The organism is Streptosporangium sp. NPDC051023, assembly GCF_040689595.1.
Taxonomy (GTDB): Bacteria; Actinomycetota; Actinomycetes; order Streptosporangiales; family Streptosporangiaceae; genus Streptosporangium.
The window spans coordinates 42,972-59,892 of record NZ_JBFBCE010000020.1 but is presented as its reverse complement, the minus strand read 5'-3'; the positions used below and the strand labels follow the sequence as shown (position 1 = coordinate 59,892).

16 protein-coding genes are annotated in these 16,921 nt (G+C 69.2%); 9 read left to right on the top strand and 7 right to left on the bottom strand.

Going from position 1 to position 16,921, the window contains the following annotated elements:
* Nucleotides 1-35 precede the first annotated feature (35 nt).
* The 3 genes from AB0395_RS15665 to AB0395_RS15655 are packed head-to-tail and all read left to right on the top strand — an operon-like array spanning nt 36 to nt 3,590.
* Entirely contained in the window at nt 36-1,190 is a 1,155-nt protein-coding gene (locus AB0395_RS15665; RefSeq protein WP_366281048.1) for a hypothetical protein, read from the top strand.
* 3 nt (nt 1,191-1,193) lie between these two features.
* The gene (locus AB0395_RS15660; RefSeq protein WP_366281047.1) at nt 1,194-1,811 is read left to right on the top strand and encodes a hypothetical protein; all 618 of its coding nucleotides are present in this window, start codon (nt 1,194-1,196) and stop codon (nt 1,809-1,811) included.
* 36 nt (nt 1,812-1,847) lie between these two features.
* On the top strand, nt 1,848-3,590 hold the full coding sequence (locus tag AB0395_RS15655) for a glycerol-3-phosphate dehydrogenase/oxidase (RefSeq protein WP_366281045.1): 1,743 nt from the start codon (nt 1,848-1,850) through the stop codon (nt 3,588-3,590).
* Between the two features lie 117 nt (nt 3,591-3,707).
* On the opposite strand, the gene AB0395_RS15650 is transcribed toward AB0395_RS15655, so the two are convergent.
* The 4 genes from AB0395_RS15650 to AB0395_RS15635 form a co-directional block, all read right to left on the bottom strand.
* On the bottom strand, nt 3,708-5,195 hold the full coding sequence (locus AB0395_RS15650; protein ID WP_366281043.1) for an acyl-CoA dehydrogenase family protein: 1,488 nt from the start codon (nt 5,193-5,195) through the stop codon (nt 3,708-3,710).
* Nucleotides 5,196-6,087: 892 nt separating this feature from the next.
* The gene (locus tag AB0395_RS15645) at nt 6,088-7,251 is read right to left on the bottom strand and encodes a methyltransferase domain-containing protein (protein ID WP_366281042.1); all 1,164 of its coding nucleotides are present in this window, start codon (nt 7,249-7,251) and stop codon (nt 6,088-6,090) included.
* Nucleotides 7,252-7,274: 23 nt separating this feature from the next.
* A complete protein-coding gene (locus tag AB0395_RS15640) occupies nt 7,275-7,397 on the bottom strand; it encodes a hypothetical protein (RefSeq protein ID WP_366281040.1) in 123 nt (40 codons plus the stop codon).
* 311 nt (nt 7,398-7,708) lie between these two features.
* Nucleotides 7,709-8,104 (bottom strand): cupin domain-containing protein, encoded by a 396-nt coding sequence (locus tag AB0395_RS15635; RefSeq protein ID WP_366281039.1) that lies wholly within the window; start codon nt 8,102-8,104, stop codon nt 7,709-7,711.
* A gap of 52 nt (nt 8,105-8,156) precedes the next feature.
* Here AB0395_RS15635 and AB0395_RS15630 point away from each other — a divergent pair, with 52 nt between their 5' ends.
* Nucleotides 8,157-9,149: a helix-turn-helix domain-containing protein gene (locus AB0395_RS15630; protein ID WP_366281038.1), complete on the top strand. Its 993-nt coding sequence runs from the start codon at nt 8,157-8,159 to the stop codon at nt 9,147-9,149.
* Nucleotides 9,150-9,456: 307 nt separating this feature from the next.
* On the top strand, nt 9,457-9,822 hold the full coding sequence (locus tag AB0395_RS15625) for a MerR family DNA-binding transcriptional regulator (protein ID WP_366281036.1): 366 nt from the start codon (nt 9,457-9,459) through the stop codon (nt 9,820-9,822).
* Between the two features lie 142 nt (nt 9,823-9,964).
* On the opposite strand, the gene AB0395_RS15620 is transcribed toward AB0395_RS15625, so the two are convergent.
* Nucleotides 9,965-10,300: a helix-turn-helix domain-containing protein gene (locus AB0395_RS15620; RefSeq protein ID WP_366281035.1), complete on the bottom strand. Its 336-nt coding sequence runs from the start codon at nt 10,298-10,300 to the stop codon at nt 9,965-9,967.
* Nucleotides 10,301-10,432: 132 nt separating this feature from the next.
* Here AB0395_RS15620 and AB0395_RS15615 point away from each other — a divergent pair, with 132 nt between their 5' ends.
* Nucleotides 10,433-11,833 carry a DHA2 family efflux MFS transporter permease subunit gene (locus AB0395_RS15615; protein WP_366281033.1) on the top strand — a complete coding sequence of 467 codons (1,401 nt, stop codon included), beginning with the start codon at nt 10,433-10,435 and terminating at the stop codon, nt 11,831-11,833.
* Nucleotides 11,834-11,993: 160 nt separating this feature from the next.
* Here the strand turns inward: AB0395_RS15615 and AB0395_RS15610 are convergent, their stop codons facing one another.
* Nucleotides 11,994-12,302: a hypothetical protein gene (locus AB0395_RS15610; RefSeq protein ID WP_366281032.1), complete on the bottom strand. Its 309-nt coding sequence runs from the start codon at nt 12,300-12,302 to the stop codon at nt 11,994-11,996.
* 107 nt (nt 12,303-12,409) lie between these two features.
* Nucleotides 12,410-13,009 carry an ABATE domain-containing protein gene (locus AB0395_RS15605; protein WP_366281031.1) on the bottom strand — a complete coding sequence of 200 codons (600 nt, stop codon included), beginning with the start codon at nt 13,007-13,009 and terminating at the stop codon, nt 12,410-12,412.
* Between the two features lie 89 nt (nt 13,010-13,098).
* Here AB0395_RS15605 and AB0395_RS15600 point away from each other — a divergent pair, with 89 nt between their 5' ends.
* From AB0395_RS15600 to AB0395_RS15590, 3 genes are all read left to right on the top strand, one after another.
* Complete coding sequence (locus tag AB0395_RS15600) at nt 13,099-13,899, top strand: MBL fold metallo-hydrolase (protein ID WP_366281030.1); 801 nt, start codon at nt 13,099-13,101, stop codon at nt 13,897-13,899.
* 153 nt (nt 13,900-14,052) lie between these two features.
* Nucleotides 14,053-15,321, top strand: a complete 1,269-nt coding sequence (locus AB0395_RS15595) for an MFS transporter (protein WP_366281028.1) — start codon at nt 14,053-14,055, stop codon at nt 15,319-15,321.
* A 237-nt stretch (nt 15,322-15,558) separates the two neighbouring features.
* A complete protein-coding gene (locus tag AB0395_RS15590) occupies nt 15,559-16,743 on the top strand; it encodes a methyltransferase domain-containing protein (RefSeq protein WP_366281027.1) in 1,185 nt (394 codons plus the stop codon).
* Nucleotides 16,744-16,921 lie beyond the last annotated feature (178 nt).

The following is a 16,921-nucleotide window of genomic DNA, read 5'->3' as shown; positions in this document are numbered from 1 at the left end:
CCCCATCAAGATCATGAACAACCGAGGAGGAAACGATGACCGTCGCCGCTGACGGGGCGCTACCGGCTCGCGGGCGCGCCCCGGCGTCCACCCGTACCACGACCGTGTCCAGAGGGTGGATACCGGCTTTCGTCGTCCTGCTGGGCGCGGCGTTCTCACTGTCCGCATCGAGCTGGGACATCCAGTGGCACATCGACGTCGGCCCCGACACCTTCTTCACGCTGCCGCACCTGTTCCTGTACGCGGGCAGCGCCCTGTCCGGGCTGGCCAGTCTGACCGTGGTGCTCATGACCACCGCGGCGCGGCGGGCGGACCGCGCGGTGGACGCCACGGTCGGCGGGCGGGCCGTCCGGGTGTTCGGCGGGACCTTCGCCGCGCCGCTCGGCTACCTCATCTCCGGAACCGGCTCCGCGGGCTTCCTGCTTTACGGCCTGTTCGACCTGTGGTGGCACAGCCTGTACGGCTTCGACGCGGTGATCGCGTCGCCCCCGCACATCGGCCTCCTCCTGTCGATCTCGCTGAGCATGGTCGGCGCCGTGATGGTCTTCGCGGCGGCCTGGGGCCATCGCTGGGCCCGCCTGGGCGTCGTCCTCGCCCTCACCGTGATGCTGGCCTTCAGCCTGGTGGCCACGCAGGGCCTGGTCGAGCTCGAAGGCGGTGTGATCGACGCCATCACCGTCGGCATCACGTTCCTCACGGTGCTGGTCGTGTTCACGGCCGCGGGATTCCTGCGTGATACGCGCCTCGTCCTGGGTTTCGGAGCCGTGTTCGCGACCCTGCAGGCCCTCCTGTGGTGGTTCTCGCCATGGGCGACGAGGGCGTACGCCGTGGCGGTCGGCCTGCCGCTGCGCGACTACGTCGACGTGGCGCCGCTGGTGCCCTCGCAGATGCCGATGTCCCTGCTGGCGGCGGCCGGACTGGCGCAGGGGGTGACGTGGGTGGCGCGTCGCCGTGGCTGGCCGGAGCGCCTGGTCGCGCCGCTCGCGGGCGGTTTGATCGGGATGTTCGTGACGATCTGCGGGCTGGTGCAGTCGTCCGTGGTCTACCAGTACCCGTTGCCGTCGGCCGTGGAGTTGACGCCGACGATCGTCACGGGCGCCCTCATCGGCGTGCTGGCCGGATTCCTCGGCCGGCGCTTCGGCGTCATGCTGCGCGCGATGGTTCCCGCCACGACCGTGAGAGATCGGTGACCCATGTCCATCGCCCGTCCGCCGCGCGCCTCCCGCTCGTGGCGAGTCTCCCGTCCGCTGCGAGCCGGTACGGCGCTGCTGGCCGCGATTGGCCTGGTCCTCGCCGCCGCGACCCCGGCCCTGGCCTACCCACCGGTCGAGACCGTGCACACCGAACGCGTTCAGGTCGGCCCGTACGGCATGACCGTGGGGTTCAGCACGTGGCCCCTGAGGGCCATGCAGTCGCTTGACTTCACGTTCGTCCCCGACGGGGGGATCAGCGGCAAAGGCGGCTCTGTCACCCTGATCGGCCCGGACGGGAGAGATCAGAGGAGCCCGCTGGCCAGGCACCCGCGCAAACGTGAGGTCTGGGGCCTGGACACCGTGTCCGTGCCGACCGAGGGGAACTGGGTGTTCACGTTCACCGTCGACGGTCCCTCGGGGCGGGGCGAGGGGCGCACGGCGGCCTTCTCCGCCCTGCCACAGCCCGGACCGCCGCTGGCCCTAAGCTGGGCCGTCGGCACGATCCCCCTCTGGGCGCTGGTGGCGCTGATCGTGGTCGCCTGGCGCCGTACGGGGCCGGGCCGCCGGGATGGGCTACCCGCCAGTAGTAACGCTCGGGCTGAGGGGGTAAGTACCTGACGTAAGCCGGTGACCCGTACCCCAGGGAGATGCATCATGACGGCGCGAATGGGCACGGCTCGGCTCGGCCCCGCCGAGCGGGCCGCCGCACTGACGCAGATGGCCGCTCAGGAGCTCGACGTCGTGGTGGTCGGCGGTGGGGTGGTCGGTGCCGGGGTCGCGCTCGACGCGGCGACGCGAGGCCTGAGCGTCGGGCTGTTCGAAGCCCGTGACTTCGCCTCGGGAACCTCGTCCAGATCGTCGAAGCTGATCCACGGCGGGCTGCGCTACCTGGAGCAGCTCAACTTCGACCTCGTCAGGGAGGCGCTCCAGGAGCGGGCCCTGCTGCTGCAGCGGATCGCCCCCCACCTGGTCAGGCCGGTGCCGTTCCTGTTCCCGCTGACCCACCTCGGCTGGGAGCGGCCGTACGTCGGGGCGGGCCTGGTGGTCTACGACTCGCTGGGCTTCTCCTTCGGGTTCACCCGGGGCGTCCCCGGGCACCGGCACCTGTCGCGCAGGAGGGCCTTGCGGCTCGCGCCCGCGCTGCGCCGTACGGCCTTCTCCGGCGCTGTGCAGTACTGGGACGCCCAGGTTGACGACGCCAGATACGTGATGACCATGCTGCGGACCGCCTCGACCTACGGGGCGCACGTCGCCTCGCGGGCCCAGGTCGTCGGTTTCCTGCGGGAGGGGGAGCGGGTCACCGGGGTCAGGGTGCGCGATCTGGAGGGCGGGACCGAGCTGGACGTGCGGGCCAGGCAGATCGTCAACGCCACCGGTGTGTGGACCGACGACATTCAGGAACTGGTCGGAGGACGCGGGCAGATCCACGTCCGGGCCTCGAAGGGCGTCCACCTGGTCGTCCCGCGCGACAGGATTCACGCGCTCACCGGGATCATCCTGCGGACCGAGAAGTCGGTGCTCTTCGTGATCCCCTGGGGCCGCCACTGGATCATCGGGACCACCGACACCCGCTGGGACCTGGACAGGGCCCACCCGGCCGCCTCTCGCTCCGACATCGACTACGTGCTCGAACACGTCAACCAGGTGCTGTCCGTGCCGCTCTCCCACGACGACGTCGAGGGCGTCTACGCCGGGTTGCGGCCACTGCTGTCCGGGGAGTCGGAGGAGACCTCCAAGCTCTCCCGCGAGCACGTGGTGGCCCACCCGGTGCCGGGGCTGGTCATGGTGGCCGGGGGAAAGTACACGACATACCGCGTCATGGCGAGGGACGCGGTCGACGCCGTGGCCCATGGGCTCGACCAGCGGGTCCCGCCGTCGTGCACCGACCGGATCCCGCTGGCGGGGGCGGAGGGCTACCAGGCGCTGTGGAACTCCCGGCAGCGCCTCGCCCAGTCCTCCGGGCTGCACGTGGCACGGATCGAGCACCTGCTGCAGCGGTACGGCTCGCTGGTCGACGAGGTCATCTCGCTGATCGAGGAGGACCCGTCCCTGGCCCGCCCGCTGGCCGGGGCGGACGACTACCTCAGGGCGGAGGTCGTCTACGCGGCCACCCACGAGGGCGCGCGGCATCTGAACGACGTGCTGTCCCGGCGCACGCACATCTCGATCGAGACCTTCCACCGGGGGGTCGCCGTGGCCGAGGAGGCGGCCGAGCTGCTCGCCGGGCCGCTGGGCTGGGATGCCGAGCAGGTCAAGCGTGAGGTGGAGTACTACACCAAGCGCATAGAGGCCGAGCGGCTCTCCCAGGAGCAGGACACCGACCAGGAGGCCGACGCCATCCGCCTGGGCGCCCCCGAGATCGTCCCGGTCGCGGTCCCCGACCCGAACCGCATCTAATGCCGCGTTCCTGAATACGGTCGTGCATCCCTGTCAACCTGGGGTGATGATGGTTTCAGGGGATTGTCGTGCGAAGCTGCTGCATGCGCGTCCGCCGGCGGATGCCGACCCTCCTGGTCACGTCTGGGCGAGATGCGAGAACGCGCTATGGGGCGGCCGTACCGCATCGTCGGCGTCGCCGAGGATTCCGGTGGCCAATAGGCGGAATTCCGCGGCGATGCCGACGAGGTCATGGTTGAGGAACTCGGTGGCGGCCTGGACTCTGCCGGGGGCGGCGCGGGTCTCGGCGGCCCACCGCATGACCTGACCGGCCGCGAACAGGTAGGCGATGGCACGGCCGGCCAGCACCTGATGTTCCTGGTCGAGGTCTTGATCGAGGAAGCTCAGGTCCGGCTTGAGAGCTGTGACGGCGGGCGCGGTGAGTGGCCAGCCGGCCAGGAAGCCGCTGAGGGGCTGGCTGGCTTGCCGGGCCAGGCAGTACTCGGTGAGCTGCTGGCTGAGCAGGTCGTTGTTACCGTCGAAGATCGTGAAGACGCGGCTGTCCAGGGCCGCCTGGCCGGCGATGTTGGTGGGTGAGCCGCATCGGTACCCTTCGCCGCCGGCCAGCTGCTGGTAGTGCAGGGCCGAACTGAGCATGCGTTCGGAGGCGACCGTCTTGATGGCTTGCACGGCGGGGAACGCCAGTGTCATGTCGGCTTTGACGTCCAACGTCGTCTGCAGATAGTGGTTGAGCGCCTCGCAGATGGTGTAAGAGGTGTCGATGGCCGCGAGCCTGTAGCGGGCGAACCGGATCGTCGACAACGGCGCCGTCCCGATCTTGCGGTGGTCCGCGTACGCGTGCGCCTCACGGCTGACACGGCGGAGGAATCCGCACGCCAATGCCGCCATCATCGCCCGCGACACCAGGAGGATCTCCACCATGGTGCCCAGGTTCGCTCCCTCGACCTTGAGCCGCCGGTGCCGGGGAACGGTCGCATCGATGTCGTTGACTCCGTAGTCGACTACCTTCAGGCCCAGTGGTTCGTAGCGCTCGATGGTGCGGAAGCCCTCGCTGCGCTTGACGATGAAGTAGCCGTACTCGCGGCGATCGGAATCTGCGTGGCGAGCGACGACCAGCCACCAGTGTGCGGAGAAGCTGAGGGCCTGCCAGTGCTTACGGCCGCGGATTCGGTAGCCTCCCTCGACCTCCTCGAACGTGGTGGTCATGCTGGACAGAGCCGAGCCGCAGCCGGGTTCGGTGGCGGCGAGCCCGGCCATGAGCGGATCATCGCCGGCGAAAAGCGGCAGCATCTCCTGCTGGGCGTCCTCACCGGCCCACTTCGCGACGGGCCGCAGACCGAGCGCCATGTTGACCGTCACGTGGACGCCCAATGCCAGGTTCCACTCCGAGGTGGTCTCGGCGATCCGGCACATTTCGACGTGGCTGTCGCGGCCTCCGAACTGCTTGGGCAGAGATGGAAGCAGGACACCGGCCTTCACCAGGTGTTCCCAGTCGTCGGCGGGAAGGTTCTGCTGCGGATAGCTGGCGGAGTCGAACGTGGATGCGACCGCGTCGATGCCTGCGATGAACTCGTTCGTCGGCAGTGCCAGAAGATCCCTGGTCATATGCTCGCTCTCAGCGCCGGGGGTCGGCAGGGGGAAGGAGGATCCCGATCAAGGCCGCCCTAACATCCGAAATGCCCGTTCCATAATTTAGTAGTTTGGCATACGAACCTCCTCCCGGGACGCTTGTTATGTGTAGTGGCCCACAAGCTCATGGCGATTACGTAAGACGTCATTTTGGCCAGCCCCGAACCACTCGCCCGTCGCCCTGGACCAGGCCTCACCTCGACGGCTGGATGATCTTACTTTCGCACGCGAGCCTTACGACTGGCCGGTGTGGTCGGACCCGGGTTGCAGAGCCGGGGACCTACAGCTCGGCCAATGCTCTGAAGGCTTTCGATGACTTCGAGAAGCACTTCAGGGACAACACGCTTCCCACGTTGAATACATTGGCGAACGCTGTAGCTCTGACAATCGATGAAAAACAGTCGACAATTGACCGTATCGTTCGCGGAACGGCATCTTGTGGGTGCCGGAAACCTGGCCGGCGCTGTTGACCCGCGGTTCGGCACTCGAGTGCACGGCGCTGGGGGTCCCGGCGGTATTGGCGAAATTTTCAATGGATGCGCAGGTCGGAGCTTCCTTATAGATATTCGCACACAGTGTGGAAGGTGGGCCGCCGACCTGTTTATCCGTTGCTTCCTGTGTCATTACCACTGGAACCCCCTGAGCAACGAAAGACGCGCAGGCATGTGATCACACCAGAGGTGCAGAGAAAGTCACTCTCCAGGCAACTGGGACGCTGAAAAAAGACGCAGAAGGCGAGACAAACGCGTCAGGCGCAATAGGCGTACTCAGCTGGTTACCGGCGCCCGAGAGGTTCTCGGCACGCTCTCTGAAACGCGAAGGCCCCTGCCGACCGAACGTCAACGGAGGCCTCTGCCACACTCACACTTCAGTGCACGGCCACTGCTTGCGATACGAGCGCTGATGGCTCGCCCAGCCATACCTGCCGGCGACCGTCGGCGGTGACGGTCAGCCCGAACTCCTCATGCCCCGGCCGTCCCTGCTCGACCCACCAGCGGTGCGCGGCCTCGACCTCGTCCCACAGGCTGCGTGGCCCACCCTGGTAGACCCGCGAGTCCGCGGGGTCGTTCTCGTCGAAGAAGGTCGCGGCCCATGACCGGTCGCTCAGCCCGAACAACCACATGGTCTGCTTACCGCTCGGGCTGCGACCAACGGTGTAGGAACAGCCGGGCACCAACAGGCCAAGCACGAAGTCCACCGCGGCGTAGGAGCCCTCGGCCACGACATCGGCCTCGGTGAGCGCCGTCGAGGACTCGCGGGTGTCAGCGGGCCAGTGGCCGTCAGGCAGGTAGTCGCTGAAATCCCACCTCACCCGCTGAGAGCGCACATGCATGAACCGGGCAGGCCCGGTGAAGTGCCCGCTGGCACTGCCGTCGCCGGCCACGACCAGCCGCACGATGGCGTTCTGATCGGTGAGGTCCGGCCCCCATGGCATCACGATCACCCCGCCGGGCCGGGTCTGCCGGATCCAGGCGTAGGGCACTTCACGCACACCTGCGGTAACGAGGACTCCGTCGTAGGGCGCCCATTCCGGCATGCCCAGCAGACCTTCACCGACGAAGACCTTCGGGTGCCATCCGGCGGTGGCCAGGGCTTTGCGCGCGGCCTTGGCCACCGCCTCGTCGATCTCGATCGACACCACGTTGTCCTCACCCAGGCGAGCCGACAGCAGAGCGGCGCACCAGCCGGTCCCGGTGCCGATCTCCAGCACCTTCGCCCCATCGACCAGCGACAGGTCGGCGAGCATGGAGAACACCACGCTCGGCATCGAGCTGGAGCTGGTCGCCAGTTCCCCATGGTCGGCTCCGACACGCCGGGGCCGACCGTCGTCCCACTGGGTAATGAGAGGCATGTCGGTGTAGGCCCAGCGCTGCCATTCCTCGGGGTCGTCGGCTTTGGACGCCACCACGCGCTGCCCCTCGACAGAGGGCCACATCACCTCGGGCAGGAACAGCTCCCGGGGGACCGCGTCGTAGGCGGGCGCCCAGTCAGGGGTCATCGCGCCGGAGGTCAGCAGATGATCACGTAGCATCCGCTGCCCCGGCCCTGTACCGCTCACTTCGACGAGGGCTTCGCGTGCTTGCCGTCATCGGGGCGGCCGTCGGACTGCTCCTTGGTCAACGGCGTCGGCTTGAGCACCTTTTCCTTCTCAACGGGCTTGCCCTCATGATCTCCCATATGCGCGTCTTCCTTCCCTTGCCGGGCCCCTGACGCGGAGCGGTCGTCGTAAGCGTAACCTCACCGCCGGTGACCGGTAGGGGAGAATTCAATCTCTGCGGCCCTGGCCGTCTGCGCTGTCGTCCTGGGGCGGGCGGGCCCGGTAGAAGGATCGAGCGAAGGCCGGCGCGGGCCTCCACGAAAGAGCGCTTTCCAGGTGGTGGGCGTAGCGGCCGGCGGGGTCGGAATCCAGCTCCTGGCGCTGGCCGGGCACCGTGAAGCCGAGCGCAGCCGCCGTGCGTAGATCCACCGCCTTCAGCAAGCCTGTCGGCTCAGGTGTTGAGTGCGTGCCCGGTGGTTGCGTCCACGTGGCTCGGAATCTCGTCGTGGCGATCGCCCACGGTCGGTGTCCCGGTGGGCTCGAACATCAGGATGGCGGCGCCGGACGGAGCGTACGGCCTGTGCTCCGTGCCTCGGGGAACGGTGAAGACCGCACCCTGTGGGAGCAGGACCGTGCGCTCCCCCGCGGGCTCGCGCAAGGAGATGTGCAGTTCTCCGTCGAGTACGAGGAAGAACTCGTCGGTGTCGTCGTGGACGTGCCAGATGTGTTCGCCCTCGACCTTGGCGATGCGGACGTCATAGTCGTTGACGCGCGTGACGATGCGAGGGCTCCACAGGGCGTCGAAGGAGGCCAAGGCCTTGCTGAGGGGGATCGGTTCGTTACTCATGAGCCCATCCTCCGCCGTTCCGCATGGTCGGCGTAACTGCTAGGAATTGCAAATGGCGAAAGAATCCTCGCACGCGGTTCACGCGGCGGGCGTACACCGGGTCGTCGCGATCGTGGACGAGAACTCGAACCCCTTCGAGCTCGGCTGCGCGACCGAGGTCTTCGGTCTGCGCAGACCGGAGCTCGGTCGTGATCTCTACGACTTCAGGCTTTGCTCCCCCGAGCCCCGCACCCTGATGCGGGACGGATTCTTCACGCTTACGGGAGTCGGCGATCTGGAGGTGGCCGACGCGGCGGACACCTTGATCGTCCCCAACCGCCCCGACGTCGAGGTGCCCCGTCGCCGGGCCGTGCTCGATGCCATCAGACGGGCGCACGCGCGCGGTGCGCGCCTGATCGGCTTCTGCAGCGGCGCTTTCACGCTGGCGGAGGCCGGAGTCCTCGACGGGCGCCGGGCCACTGCGCACTGGCAGTGGGCGGACTCCTTCCGGGCCCGCTTCCCCTCGGTCCAGCTCGAATCAGACGTGCTGTTCGTGGATGACGGTGACATTCTCACCGCGGCGGGGAGCGCGGCCGCCCTCGACCTTGGACTGCACGTGGTCCGCCGCGACTACGGCGCGGAGGTGGCCAACTCTGTGAGCCGGCGCCTGGTCTTCGCGGCGCACCGGGACGGTGGGCAGCGGCAGTTCGTGGAGCGCCCCATACCCGACCTGCCGGACGAGTCCCTGGCTCCCATCCTGGCCTGGGCCCAGGAACGGCTGGACTCACCGCTCACGGTCTCCGACCTCGCGGCGCGTGCGGCGGTCAGTCCGGCGACGCTGCATCGCCGCTTCCAGGCACAACTGGGCACGACGCCGTTGACATGGCTCACGGGGGAACGACTCGCCCTGGCATGCCGGTTGATCGAGCGAGGTGAGTCTCGCTTCGAGATGGTCGCGCGGCGCAGCGGGCTTGGCACCGCCGCCAATCTGCGCATGCTGATGCGTCGCGCGACCGGCATCACTCCGTCGGCCTACAAGCGTCGGTTCGGGCCTGAGGCGAGTTGACGGCGGGGCATCCTCTGACCGGTTCCGGCTGCTGTCCACCGGCAGCCGCACCGCGCTGCCCCGGCACCGCACGCTGCGCGCGGTCATGGCCTGGAGCTGGGAGTTGCTGCGAGCACGCGCGTGATGGCCCGGTACGACCCGCAGAGAAGGCCGCGGACGACCAGGCGCAGATGCGCGAGCTGGTGGACCGGCTGTCGGAGCGGTCCTGCCAAGGCGCGTGGAAGGGTGGTGATGTTGTTGACCTTCCCCTTGGGTGAAGCCCCAGCATCGTTGACACCGGTCGTCGTGGCCGGGACGAGGAGGAGTGGTGCGGGAGCTGCTGACGATCGGAGCGTTCGCTCGGGCAGCTCGGCTGTCGCCGAAGGCCCTGCGGCTCTACGACGAACTCGGGCTCCTGCTGCCGGCCGCCGTGGATGGCGATTCGGGATACCGGTTCTACATCGACCATGGCTTCTCCGGCACTGCCCGCCGCAACCGCGCCGGCCTCGACCAGGCCCTCGCCGTCGTCTGGGACGGGTCGGTGTTCACCGTCACCAAGTTCGACCGGTCCGGCCGCGGCGTGCTGTTCGGCCTGGGCGGCTCGGTCTATGACCGGAACGACCCGTTCGGCCGGCTGTTCCCGCAGACCCTCGCGACGGTCGCCGAGTTCGAAGCCAACATCGGAAAGAACTGACCGACACCCAGCCGGATCGACGGCGCAGAGGCCCTGGTCTGCGCACTCCCTCAGCCGAGACGCATCCGACTAGATGCTGCCCGACGGTGGACACGTGCCCGATGCCAGGGATTGACATCCATGTCAGCGCACGCCGAAACCTTTACGGCAGGCCGCTGTTCAACGGCTCGGCCGTACCGAGGCGCAGGATCGGATCCAGCAAGCCCGGGAAGCGATCGCGTAGATCGTCGGCGCGTGGCCGGATCCGCCGGTGTCGGCCGTCGACGGTCATGCTGATCAGCCCGGCCTCGCGCATGATCCGCCAGTGGTTGGACAGCGTCGACATCGGCACGTCCAAACCGTCGGCGAGAGCGGAACAGGTCGACTCGGGATTGATCCAGGCCCGCCGTACCAACTCCAGGCGCACCGGATCGCCGAGCGCGTGCAGCACTGACGCGAGTGTCAGTGACTCGCGCGGGGGCTGAGGTAGCGGTCGCATGCCTCAACGATACCTCACTATTCGACACTTCGGAATTATCGAACTATCGTGCAGAGGCATGCGCATCTCGAAGGGTCGGAGGGACCGCTTGTGGCCGTAGGCATTCGATCGAACCAGGCAACCCTGCTCACAGTGACCTGCCTGGGGCAGTTCATGGTGCTGCTCGACAGCACCATTGTCGGCGCGGCACTGCCCGACATGCAGCAGCGATTACACACTCAACTGACCGGCCTGCAATGGATCGTCGACGCCTACGTGCTGCTGGTCGCCATGCTGTTGCTGTCCGGCGGCGTCTTCGCCGACCGCTTCGGCCGCAAGCAGCTGTACCTGGCCGGTGTCACGGTGTTCACCATCGCGTCCGCGCTGTGCGCTGTCGCACCCTCGATCGGCTGGCTGATCACCGGACGGGTGGTGCAGGGCATCGGGGCCGCGGCGCTGAGTCCCGCCTCGCTGGCCCTGCTCGCCGCCGCGTATCCCGTCCCGCAGGAACGCGTCAAGGCGATCGGGCTGTGGGCCGGATTCAGCGGAATCGGCCTGGCCGCCGGACCGTTGGTCGGCGGCATTCTGGTGGACGCCTTCGGCTGGCCCGCCATCTTCCTCGTCAACGTGCCCATCGGCGCGGTCCTGCTGCTGGCAGGTCTGTACATCCTGGGCGAGTCCCGCAATCCCGGCGCGCCGACGATCGACATCCCGGGGACGGTCCTGTCCGTCCTGGGTGTGGGAGCGTTGACCTATGGGCTGATCGAGGGCGGTTCCCGTGGCTGGACCTCGCCGGTGATCCTGGGCGGCTTCGCCGCCGCGGTGGTGATCCTCGCCGTCTTCTTCGTCGTCGAAGGACGTGGCTCGACGCCGATGCTGCCGCTGCGGCTGTTCCGGCAGCGGCTGTTCACGGTGTCCAACACGGCGATGGTCGTGGTGGGTTTCGCGCTCATGGGTTCGTCCTTCTTCTTCTCCCAGTTCTTCGTATACGTCCAGGGCAGTTCGATTCTGCGCGCCGGCCTGCAAACCTTGCCCATTTCGCTCGGCATGGTGATCGTCAGCCCGTTTGCGGGCCGACTCGCCGCCAAGTACGGCTTCCGGATCGTGGTCACCATCGGCCTGGCGCTGGCCGGGCTGGGACTGCTGGCGTTGGGCTTGGTGCACGCGGACACCGGCTACGGGAACGTGTGGTGGCGGCTGGCCGTCGTCGGCATCGGTTTCGCTCTGACCATGTCCCCGCTGACCGGCGCCGCCATCCAGGCGGTCGGCCCACAGGAGGGAGGCCTCGCGTCGGGCATCAGCAGCACCACCCGGCAGATCGGCGCGGTGCTCGGCGTGGCGGTGCTCGGAGCCATCGTCCGCACCCGGGAATCCGATGGAGCGTCCTTCGAGGCCGGCCTCAACAGCGCCTTCGTCGCGGCCGGTGCCGTCACCTTGGTCTGCGCCGTGTTCACCGGCCTGTGGCTGGTGAATTCCAAGCCCGCGGAAGTTTCCGCCCCGCAGGCACAACCTACTGGTTCAGGCGATTCACCCACGGTCACGACACCGGTCTGAACCCGCTTCGTCACCCTGATGACGGTGTGGGCGCGTTCCCGGGTACGGCCGCGGGGCCGGATGCCGCCCGGACGGTAGGGCGCTCGCGTCACGCCGGTGCGGCGGGGGGCCACCTCCCCGCCGCGCCGGATCATCGCCCCTCGGGCGGGGAGGGGCTTGGTCAGCGGTGATGCCCGCGGGCACGCGCGACCAGGACGGCGGCTGCGGCGAGGAGCCACAGCTGGACGGAGGCGACCCCGACACTGGTCAGCGCCCCGGCGTCCACCCCGGCCAGCTCGGCCAGCGGGAGCGCCGACGCCACGACGACAGCCGCGCCGAACCAGGTCAGCCAGGTGGGCGCGAGCTCACGGGTCGCGATCACGGCGCAGGCCACCGCGGCGGCGCCGAGCGCGGAGACGCCGAGCAACTCGCCGATCCCGCCGCCGAAGTCGTTCCCGCCTCGCCGCTCGCCGTACCGGCGCTCAGACAAGCACGAGCACGGTGGAGGCGGAGGTGCGGGCGGGTGAGGTGAGAGGTCCCATGCGAGACGTCTCGGGGAGACCCCTGGATGAGACTCCCCGGGGAGACCTTGTTCGCTCACCGCGTCCCGGGCCGGGGGCGGCGGGCGTAGGCCCGGGCGGCGCGGGCGCGGTCGCCGCAGCGGATGGAGCACCAGTGGCGGCGGCCGTGGCGCAGCAGGTAGCGGTTGCAGGGGGGAGATCCGCAGGCGGTGAGGCGCTCGGCGTCGGGTCCGGTGAGCAGGTCGGCCGCGTTGGCCGCGAGGGTCGCGAGGGCGTGGTCGAGGATCTCGTTGACGGGGCACGGGACCGCGCGGTAGGGGCCGTTCTTCTCGTCCCAGTACAGCAGGGCGGCCGTGGGGACCCTGCTCAGCGCGTCGTTGACGGCGGCCAGGGGCACGGGCAGGGCGGGAAGCGCGGCGACACGGGCGGCGAACAGTGACCTGAGATGTTCGCGCAGCGAGCGCAACTGCGCCGTGCACATCTCCTGCACCCCGGCGTCGGCCGGAGCAAGGCCGTGTTTCGTGAGCCAATGGTTCGCCGTCGCAGGGGTGCCGAGAAGGTCGATGAACTGCCCGCCGGGCAGCGCGACGGCGCTGTTGACGAAGTCGAGGGCGGGGTACTGCTCCGCCCCCGGCGCGGGCGGCGGCGCGGACTCGGCGATCAGGGTCTCCCTCATGGGTCTCATGTTACGGCTTGCATTCATCCATGAGAAACAACTACCGTCAGTTCACGGATAGACCGGCCTTCATCCGTGAGGAGTTTCCTGTGGCCTCTGCAGGCTCAATCGATGAGCAGTTCCCCGTCCGCGTTCTCGGCGGCCCGACCGCCCTCTTCGAATACGGTGGGTTGAGGTTTCTCACCGACCCGACCTTCGACGCTCCCGGTGACTACTACGCTCCCGACGACCTCCAGAGGTCGGGCAGCCCGATCCTGACCAAGACCGCCCCCTCCTCCGCCGCGCCCGCCGACCTCGGCCACGTCGACGTGGTCCTGCTCTCCCACGACGAGCACCCCGACAACCTCGACACCTCAGGGCGGGCCCTACTCGCCGACGTCCCGCTCACCCTCACCACGCCCGGAGGCGGGCGGCGCCTGGGGAAGGGAGCCAGGGGGCTGGCCGACTGGGAGTCGATCGAGCTGGACCGCCCCGGCGGCGGCACGATCACCGTGACGGGCGTGCCCGCCGTCCACGGGCCCGGCGCGCGTGAGGAGGTCGAACCGGTCACCGGCCAGGTCGTCGGGTTCGTCCTGACCGGGGAGGGCCTGCCCACGGTCTACGTCAGCGGCGACAACGCATCGCTCGACCTGGTCAGGGAGATCGCCGAGCGCTTCGGCCCGGTGGACACCGCCATCCTCTTCGCCGGGGCTCCCCGCTTCCCCGTCCTCTTCGACGGCGCGCTGATCGTCCTCGACAGCGCCCAGGCCGCCGAGGCCGCAAAGGTCCTCGGCGCCCGCCGGGTGGTTCCCGTCCACTACGACAGCTGGGCCCACTTCACCGAGGGGCGTGCCGAAGTGGTGGCGGCCTTCACCACCGCCGGCCTGGTGGACCGCCTGGACCTGGGCTGACCTGGGCTGACCTGGGCTGACCGGGCAGGCCGGGCGCGGCCGATATCTCGGCCGCGCCCGTCGGCCTGTTCCTTCGCCTCCGCCGACCTCACCCGTCGGAACCGCGCCGGTGGCGCCGTCCTGCCGGGTCACGCCTATCGAAGGAACTCCCCCTTGACGACTTCCGTGCCTGCCCGGATCGAGGACCCCTCGCACTCCCGGACGCAGCGTCGCATCCTGATCGTCTTGGTTGTCGCCCAGGTCCTCAGCGGCGCCGGACTGGCGGCCGGCGTGACCGTCGGTGCACTGCTCGCGCAAGACATGCTCGGCTCCACCGGCCTCGCCGGTCTGCCCAGTGCCCTGGGCACCGCCGGTTCCGCGCTGGCGGCCGTCGCCGTCGGGCGCATCTCCCAGGCCCGTGGCCGCCGCCCTGGTCTTGCCGCCGGGTATCTGGCCGGTGCGGTCGGCAGCGTGGGTGTCATCGCCGCCGCCGTCGTCGGCAACCCCGTCCTGCTGTTCCTCGCGCTGTTCGTCTACGGTGCCGGCACGGCCACCACCCTGCAGGCGCGCTACGCCGGAGCCGATCTGGCCGCCCCCGCCCACCGCGCCCGTGCCGTGTCCACCGTGCTGGTCGCGACCACCCTGGGCGGGGTGGCCGGTCCCAACCTCGCCGCGCCCACCGGCGACCTCGCCCACACCCTCGGCATCCCCCACCTGGCGGGGCCGTTCCTTCTCGCCGGTGCCGCCTACGCGATGGCCGCTTTGGTCCTGGCCATCTGGCTGCGCCCTGACCCGCTGCTGCTGGCCCGCACCCTGGAGGCCGAACGCACCGCCAAGGCGTACGCGCAGCCGGGCGACGCCGACGGCCGGTCGCGTCCGGCGGTCGAAAGGCGCCGCTCCGGCGTGCTGGTCGGTGTGCTGGTCATGGCGCTCACCCAGCTGGTCATGGTTGCGATCATGACGATGACGCCCGTCCACATGCACGACCACGGCCACGGCACCGCAGCCTCCGGCCTTGTCATCGCCATCCACATCGGCGCGATGTACCTGCCCTCACCCCTGACCGGATGGCTCGTCGACCGCTACGGCCGCCTCACGGTCGCCGTCGCCTCCGGGCTGACCCTGCTGGCGGCCGGGATCGTCGCCGCCGTCGCCCCAGGCGACTCCGTAGCCCCGCTCGCGGCGGCCCTCGCGCTGCTGGGGCTGGGCTGGAACTTTGGTCTCGTCGCCGGTACCACGATCATCACCGACGCCGTCCCGACGGCCACCCGCGCCAGAACCCAGGGCCTGGTCGACGTCGCCGTCGCCGTCGCCGGGGCCTCCGGCGGCATGGCCTCGGGCCTCGTCGTCGCCGTCAGCGGCTTCTCCACCCTGGCTCTCGCCTGTGGCGTCGTCGCCCTCGCGCTCCTCCCCGTGATCGCCGCCATCACTCGCGACCGATAACGGCGCGCGGCCCGGTGAACCTCCCCGGTCTTTTGAATGCCTACTGAGCCACGCTGCCGGACGTTACGCTTACAGGCAATCACTCTACGTAAAGAGTCCGGTGGGAGAAGGAAGACGCATGGGAGACCACGCAGGTAAGCCTGCCGAGCATGACAAGCTCCGTCCCGGTAAGCCGACACCGGCACAGTCGGACGGCGCCGCACCGGGTGGGAAGCATGAGAAGCCGAACCCGAAGAAGTGACCGTGGAGCCGGGGCGGCGCAGGCTGCGCGACCTGTTGCTGAGGTCCGGAACGCTGACCCCCGACTGGACGTCGGCTTTCGAGACGGTCCCCCGCGAGCTGTTCCTGCCCGAGGCGATGTGGCCCTCCACGGATCAGGGGCACATCGCCGTCTCCCGGGCTGAGGATCCTGAGGAGTGGCAGCGCTGGGCCGGCGCCGACGTGGCGATCGTCACGCAGTGGGACGACGGTCGCCACACCGGCGCCGCGCCCGGTGAGCTGGCGACCAGTTCCAGCTCGATGCCCAGCGCGGTGTTCTCCATGTTCGCCGATCTGTCGGTGGTCGACGGGGTGCGGGTGCTGGAGATCGGCACGGGGACAGGGTGGTGCGCCGCGCTGCTGTCGGCCCGGCTCGGAGAACGCAACGTCGTCTCCGTCGAGGTCGACGAGACGGTGGCCGAGACCGCACGCAAGGCCTTGGCCGCCGCCGGGTGGCATCCCGAGATTGTTACCGGTGATGGTCTGCTCGGCTGGCCGCAGCGGGCGCCGTACGATCGGATTCTGGTGACAGTGGGCGTTCACGAGGTCCCCGGGGCCTGGATCGCGCAGACCCGCCCCGGTGGGGTGCTGGTGATGCCGTGGGGGAGCCGCTACAGCGGGCAAAACGCCATCGTGCGCCTGACAGTGGCCGACGACGGCACCGCCGGCGGACACTTCACCGGCGCTGCCCGGTTCATGCATGTGCGCTCCCAACGCCTGGACTGGCCCGAGTACGACGACTACCTCCCTGGAGAGGGCTGGCCCATCGACACTCGCCGCTCGACCACTGAGCTGCCAGCCGCGCAGATCGTGGACGAATCCGACTATGCGGCCTCCGACTTCGCGCTCGGCCTGCTGGTGCCCGATTGCGCCCGTGCCTTCGCGCGCAGCCCGCAGGGAGTACAGACCATGTGGCTGTTCGGTCTAAGTGATCGGTCCTGGGCGGCGGTGTACTTCGACGAGGACGACCCTGCGGACTCACAGGTCTACCAGGGCGGTCCCCGCAGCCTGTGGGACGAGGTCGAAGTCGCTCACCGCTGGTGGGTCGGGCAGGGACAGCCGGGACATGAGGAGTTCGGGCTGACCGTCACCGTCAACGGCCGCCAGGAAGTATGGCTGGGCGAGCCGTCCGCGCTTGTGCCGCAGGCCGTACCCGTGCGCTGATTCGACAAGCTCGCCGGTCGCTACCTCGAAGGCGTCACCATCGCGTCGATCATGCTCTGGCTTCGCCACGCCGAATCATCAGACAGGCCTTAGCAGGGCCTGTCGGGCTTTTCCGGTGGTTGGTACTCGGCGGCGATGCCGGAGCGTCGGGGCTCGGCCGGGCGAGGCTCGACGTCGT